Annotated in this window: 5 protein-coding genes; 2 read left to right on the top strand and 3 right to left on the bottom strand. The window is 61.3% G+C overall.

Annotation, left to right across the window (positions count from 1 at the left end; all coding sequences use genetic code 11):
* Nucleotides 1–88 precede the first annotated feature (88 nt).
* Nucleotides 89–496, top strand: coding sequence for a hypothetical protein (locus tag J2Y41_RS22945; protein WP_309932010.1), 408 nt, complete (start codon nt 89–91; stop codon nt 494–496).
* A gap of 201 nt (nt 497–697) precedes the next feature.
* Here J2Y41_RS22945 and J2Y41_RS22940 read toward each other — a convergent pair whose 3' ends face one another.
* Nucleotides 698–1,783 (bottom strand): Fis family transcriptional regulator, encoded by a 1,086-nt coding sequence (locus J2Y41_RS22940; RefSeq protein WP_309932008.1) that lies wholly within the window; start codon nt 1,781–1,783, stop codon nt 698–700.
* A 114-nt stretch (nt 1,784–1,897) separates the two neighbouring features.
* Between J2Y41_RS22940 and J2Y41_RS22935 the strand changes: the two genes are divergently transcribed.
* Entirely contained in the window at nt 1,898–2,107 is a 210-nt protein-coding gene (locus J2Y41_RS22935) for a hypothetical protein (protein ID WP_309932006.1), read from the top strand.
* A gap of 52 nt (nt 2,108–2,159) precedes the next feature.
* Here the strand turns inward: J2Y41_RS22935 and J2Y41_RS22930 are convergent, their stop codons facing one another.
* Nucleotides 2,160–2,513 carry a helix-turn-helix transcriptional regulator gene (locus J2Y41_RS22930; protein ID WP_309932004.1) on the bottom strand — a complete coding sequence of 118 codons (354 nt, stop codon included), beginning with the start codon at nt 2,511–2,513 and terminating at the stop codon, nt 2,160–2,162.
* Nucleotides 2,465–3,640, bottom strand: a complete 1,176-nt coding sequence (locus J2Y41_RS22925; RefSeq protein ID WP_309932002.1) for a site-specific integrase — start codon at nt 3,638–3,640, stop codon at nt 2,465–2,467. Before J2Y41_RS22925 ends, J2Y41_RS22930 begins: the two co-directional genes overlap by 49 nt.
* Nucleotides 3,641–3,823 lie beyond the last annotated feature (183 nt).

The raw sequence follows: 3,823 nt of genomic DNA, 5'->3' as shown, positions 1-3,823 counted from the left end.
GACTGGCAGCGGGACGTGTTGACGTGGGACGAGTTAGGGCCTTGGCATTTCGCGCGTCTGCTGGTGCGATCGCATCTACACTTCGGTTATGGAATTCGTCCCCACTGTGGCCATAGGGATCAAGCTCGAAGTCGTGCCGACTGTGGAAGGCGGCCGGGACACACCTTTGCCGGGTGGTTCTGCCGTGAAGACTAGATTCAGCTACCGACCAAATTGGGGCCTGCCTGGCTGGGCCGACGGCGAGCAAGCCGGTGCGCCGATATTGGGCTTCTCAAGGCAAAACATTCAACCGGGTGAAACAGTTCGCGCCGTAATCGCGCCCTTCTTCTTTGAAGGCACGCCAGCTTGGCGGGAAGTAAGGCCGGGCGATGAGCTTCGCATGTATGAAGGTGCACGGATCTGTGGACGTGGCACCGTGATTTGGGTGAGGCCCTCTACTTGGCCCATGGCAGAGGCGGACCAGGAACGGTTCATTCGCTGGCTCGAAACCCGATAGCCGGCGGGCTAACTATCAGCGCCAGTGCAAGGGCCTCTCTCGTCCCATGCGCCGCCAACGATCGGGGCCAGGAATTAGGGTTGCCATTCGATTTGTGGTGGCGTCTGGCGTCGCTGTGATCGATAGAATTCAGCTGTCTTCGAGATAGACGCCCTGAAGGTGATTGAGTTCCCAATACGGGCTCATGCCCCTCACCCTTCTTTATCGTGCATGGTTCCGCGGCAGCGTTAGCGAGGCGATGTATTGGCCGTAGTTGGCCGAGGAATCGATCGCGTGGCGTTCGATGGTGACGGGTGAGTATCCGAGGGCCTCGGCGATGATGGCAACGGGCGCGACTTTGGTGAGTTCGTGGAGCGTGCCAAGTCTGGCCGCCCGGCTGCTGAAGGCCGAGCTGAGCCGTTCGGTGAGGCTTGAAGCCCGCAGATGTCTTCCGGGAGCGCCGCCGCGGAACACCCAGTTGCTGTTGGGGTGCGCGGCCGTCTGATCATGCGTCGGGGCGGCAGCCAACTGGCGCCAGGGCTCATCGAGCGGCCGTGCGAGGGCAATCTCGACGATTCCGAGGGTGATGGTGACTTCGTCTTCGGTGACCGTGACGTGGTCCCAGGTGAGTTTGACGACGTCGGAGACCTGCTGGCCGAAGACCAGGACGAGGATCGCGGCCGCACGGTCTCGTGGGCTCATTGTGGTTGTGTGGGTGAGGTTTTGGACGATTTCTTGTTGCTTGGCCGCGTCGAGTCGGGGGCTGGTGCCGCGGCGGTGGGGTTGCAGCTTCAGGGAGGTGTCGATGAGGTTGGTTTTGGCTGCCCAGTCGAGGAAGCGTGATGCGATGCCTCTGGTAGAGGGGCCTTCTGCTTGCCAGCAGTCCAGGTGGGCCTGGGTGATGGCTGTGAGTTCGGTGCCGTGTTCGGTAAGCCAGTTGAGCAGTTCAATGGCGACGGTAACCGATTGTTTGGCTCTGAGGAAGGTGCCTTGGGTGACTTCGTCCATTTGGTTCATGCGGCGTTGATGGTGCCAGCGGATGTAGCGACGGATGATGTCGCGATGGTTCTGGGTCGTGACCCGGTCGATCGCTTGCCCGGCCCAGCCGGTGAATCGTGTGTTGAGTTCGTCACGGCGGGGAAGGACGTTGTGTTCCACGAGCAGACCGCGGACGTATTCACGGGTCGCCGATGCGGGCAGCTGGTCGAGGCTGGCGTGAGTGATGTCGGGCGATCCCGCCAGCTCCCGGAGGAAGTCGGTGACGTGGGGCTGCTGGATCCAGGTGAGGCCGCTGTTGGCTCGTTTCATGGATTTAAGTGCTGTGGCGATGGCTTGGAGTTCGGGGGAGGGGGTCTGCTCTTCTGGCGTGAGGAGCCGGTCGACTGTTGCTGCGAGGACGCATGCCCAGCAGCGGTTTCCTGAGTGGATTTCGTCTTCGTTGCCGCAGCCGATGCAGTCGATGTTGAGTTTGACGCCGGAGCATTTGCGGCAGGCCGGGAGCGTGTTTACCCGCCCTGGAAGGATGCCTTCGTGGCCGCAGGCGCAGGTTCCCCGGGTTCGTTTGGCTTGCTGGTAGCAGTAGCCGCAGATTCCGTTGTCGGGCCAGCGAACGACGATCTGGTGGTGTTCTGAGCAGCGTCCGCAGGGTTCGGGCCAATTCGTTGGGTCGCTGGGTTTCCGGGGTCTAGGCATCTTCGTCCGGTGGCAGGATCCTGATCCGGCGTGCGACCGGGGCGCCGGGCTGGATTCCCAGGTCTTCTGGCCGTTTAGGGGCGTTGGCGGTCTTGGCCGCCCGCATCTGGACGTAGGGTTCAAACAGGTCGTTGGGTGTGCATTCGAGGATGTCGCAGAGCGCCGCGAACGTCTGGGCGGGAATGCGTTCCGGTGTTCCCGTGACGAGCCGGTGAACCTGGGCGTTGGAGAGGTTGATGCCGCGGGCTTTAAGGAGGGGGAGAAGTTCGGTGGTTTTCCAGAGGTTTCGTTGGGCCATCATCTGCCGAAGGTTCCATCGGTAGCCGATCCGTCGCTGTTCAGCCATGGGCCGTTCCCTTCGTCAGTACCGCTGCCGCGTAGCCGCTGAGCGATCATCTTTTGGACGGTCTTCTGTTTGAAGTCCGCCGACACGGAAGTATAGAGGGCTGTGGTCGATGAGTAGCTGTGGCCGACCTGCTGCTGGATAAAGAAGGGATCGTAGCCGGCTTCGATCAGGTGGGTGACGTAGGAATGCCGCAAGGTGTGCAGGGACAGTTCGTCCGGCAATCCTGCGGTTTTCCTGATGCGTTGGAAGGCACGGTCGAAGTTGCGGTAAACGGTGGAACCGGAGCGCTCGGAGGGCCACATGCTGGCTGAACGGTCCGCGGTGGCGAAGCGTTTGCGGCCATCAGGGGAGAGCCAGTACTCCAACTGACCGACGACCCAATCGAACTCGGGGACGGTCAGTACGGTCCGGCGCCGAGGTCCTGAGCCCTTGGTTCCTTTAGCCCACCGCACCTGGAGCGCGCCGAACCGGCCGAACTGTTCAACGTGAGGATTCGGGCCGAAATCGACGTACTCGAGCATCGTCAGTTCCCGGCGGCGCAGCCCGTAAGCGTAGGCAACCTTGAACGCCGTCGAATCCCTCAACGCCGGCAACCAACGCTTGGAGCGCTTGGAGAACTCCGTATCCACCAGGTCATCAGCGACGTCAAAGAACGTTTGAAGCTCCGCCTTGGTGAACGCCCGCCGGCGCGGCGGCACGGCGTCGTCAGTGGTGTGACGCGGTGAGTTCCACTCAAACACGACCTGCACCGGAAAATCGGCGAACACCCGTTCGCAAAAGGCTGCCCACCCATAACGCCCATCGGTCAGGTAAGCACAGAACGCCTTGATCGCTCCAGCGTTGGACCGGAGCGTGGACAACGCCAAGCCATGCTCTGAACTGCGCCGGTCCGCGAAGAACTCGTCCACGTGGTGCGCCGACCACGTCCACGGATACTCGTTCGCGTGGTCCTGGAACCGCTCAACGACACTGCAAGAACTCTTGATATACGCCGTCGAGAGCCCGCGTGCCAACATCTGCGCCCGCCAACCATCGAGCATCGCCTCGAAAACCCGGTCTTCAGCCCGCAGCAGCCCAATGTTCTCAGTGTTCAGAAAGGCAGGAATCCGCCCAGGTTCGATAGTCACAAGCCAAACTTTACGCAAGAATCTCTCATTTAATGAGAGATTACGCCGTTACGACGCGCAATGACGCGACCCAGCCGATGGCCGTTACTCGACGACACCCTCAGCACACCCGTAGCTGACGTGGGAAAACGCTGCATGACAGGTTTGGACGAGTTATCTCATCTACTTCTACTCGTCCCACTC

The organism is Arthrobacter sp. 1088, assembly GCF_031455315.1.
Lineage (GTDB): Bacteria > Actinomycetota > Actinomycetes > Actinomycetales > Micrococcaceae > Arthrobacter.
Note: the sequence above shows the minus strand (reverse complement) of the source record. Positions and strands in the feature narration are given on the sequence as shown.